Origin of the sequence: Terriglobus sp. YAF25, from assembly GCF_052113305.1 — a bacterium.
GTDB lineage: Bacteria > Acidobacteriota > Terriglobia > Terriglobales > Acidobacteriaceae > Terriglobus.
In genome coordinates this window covers 1-1,728 of sequence record NZ_JBFRCY010000857.1, presented here as the reverse complement: position 1 = coordinate 1,728, position 1,728 = coordinate 1, and the positions used below count along the sequence as shown (strand labels likewise).

Sequence of the window (1,728 nt, the reverse complement as noted above, 5' to 3'; positions counted from 1 at the left end):
GAGTTAGGGTGGGCCGGGAATACCCAGAAACTTTCGGGAGCCTCTCTTGCTCACCTTCACACAAGCCCTCGATCTCGTCCTCGAACACGCGCGAAGCCTCCCCATTCCACCTGTCGAGTCCATCTCTCTGGAACATGCCCTGGGCCGCACCCTGGCAGCTCCACTGCTCGCCGACCGCGACCAGCCGCCCTTCCATCGCTCCACCCGCGATGGTTACGCCGTCGATACCGCAAGTTTCAGCCACGACCGGACGGCGAAGGTGACCGGTTTCCTTCCTGCCGGAAAGGCCTGGGAGGGAAGTGCGATTGCCCCTGGAGAGTCGATCGAGATCATGACCGGCGCCCCTGTCCCGGCAGGCGCCGACGCCGTGGTGATGCTCGAACATGTCGAGCGCTCCGGCGATCGCATCTCACTCTCTTCAGATCGCACCCTTAGCCCTGGAGAGAACGTCGTCCCTACGGGTTCTGAGGCCGCTGCAGGTCAGAGCATCCTACCCGCCGGAGCTCGCCTGGGTGCTGCCGAGATCGGTTTGGCGGCTAGTGTCGGCGGCAGCCAACTCTGGGTATACGCACAACCCGCGGTCGCCATCCTCGCTACCGGTGACGAGCTGGTGACGGTTGAAGAGACTCCGCTTCCACACCAGATCCGCAACTCCAACACGCATACCCTCGCGGCGCTCGTCCGCGAGTCAGGCGGTATCCCTTCGGCATTGCCCATCGCCGCTGACACTCGCGAATCTCTTCGCGATCYTTTACTCCAGGCCCGCTCCTACGATCTGATCCTGCTCTCGGGAGGAGTCTCTGCCGGAAAGCACGACCTCGTCGAGGACGTGCTCGCTGAGCTTGGAGCCGAGTTCTACTTCACCGGCACGGCAATCCAGCCTGGCAAACCCGCTGTCTTTGGCCGTCTGCACAATGGCCCGTACTTCTTCGGGCATCCCGGCAATCCCGTCTCTACGCAGGTCACCTTCCTGCTCTTTGCCGCGCCCATGCTTCGCGCTCTCGGCGGACAGGCGAATCTCTCACCGCTCTTTGCACAGGCGGCTGCTGCGGAGCCGCTGCAGCACAAACCCGGCCTCACCCGCTTCCTGCCGGCTCACCTCGATTCCTCACTTACGCCAACGGTCCGTCTCGTGCCATGGCAGGGCTCCGGAGACCTCGCGGCAAACGCCCGCGCCAACTGCTATGCCGTTCTCCCCGCAGACCGCGAGAGCATTCCTGCGGGCGACCCAGTCACGCTCCTGCTACGCTAAGCGTGTCCGTAAATTCTTTCCTCAAAGAAAGAAATTATGGACGTCCAAGCACTGTCATGAACAAACTCTCTCACTACGACGACGCCGGGCAGGCCCATATGGTGGACGTCTCCGCCAAGTCTCAGACCCGCCGCGAAGCGGTCGCGGAGGCCTTCGTCGAGCTCTCCGCCCAGACGCTGGCCGCACTGCCGCAGAACCCCAAGGGCAATCCCCTCGAAGTAGCTCGCTTCGCCGGCATCCAGGCCGCCAAGCAGACTTCGACATTAATCCCGATGTGTCATCCGCTGCCCCTCAGCTACGTCGACATCGCAACTGAGATTGAGCCGGAAGGCATCCGTGTCCGCGCAACAGCAGCAACCGTCGCCGGCACCGGCGTCGAGATGGAAGCCATGACCGCCGCCTCCATCGCCGCACTCACCATCTACGACATGACCAAAGCCCTCGACAAAGGCATCCGCATCCGCCACGTCCAACTC

At 63.1% G+C, this 1,728-nt stretch carries 2 protein-coding genes; both read left to right on the top strand.

The window, feature by feature from the left end; all coding sequences use genetic code 11:
* Positions 1 to 46 precede the first annotated feature (46 nt).
* The gene (locus tag AB4043_RS24540) at positions 47 to 1,252 is read left to right on the top strand and encodes a molybdopterin molybdotransferase MoeA (protein WP_442308394.1); all 1,206 of its coding nucleotides are present in this window, start codon (positions 47 to 49) and stop codon (positions 1,250 to 1,252) included.
* A gap of 56 nt (positions 1,253 to 1,308) precedes the next feature.
* The coding region (gene moaC, locus AB4043_RS24535; RefSeq protein ID WP_442308393.1) for a cyclic pyranopterin monophosphate synthase MoaC at positions 1,309 to 1,728 on the top strand (420 nt) is incomplete at its 3' end.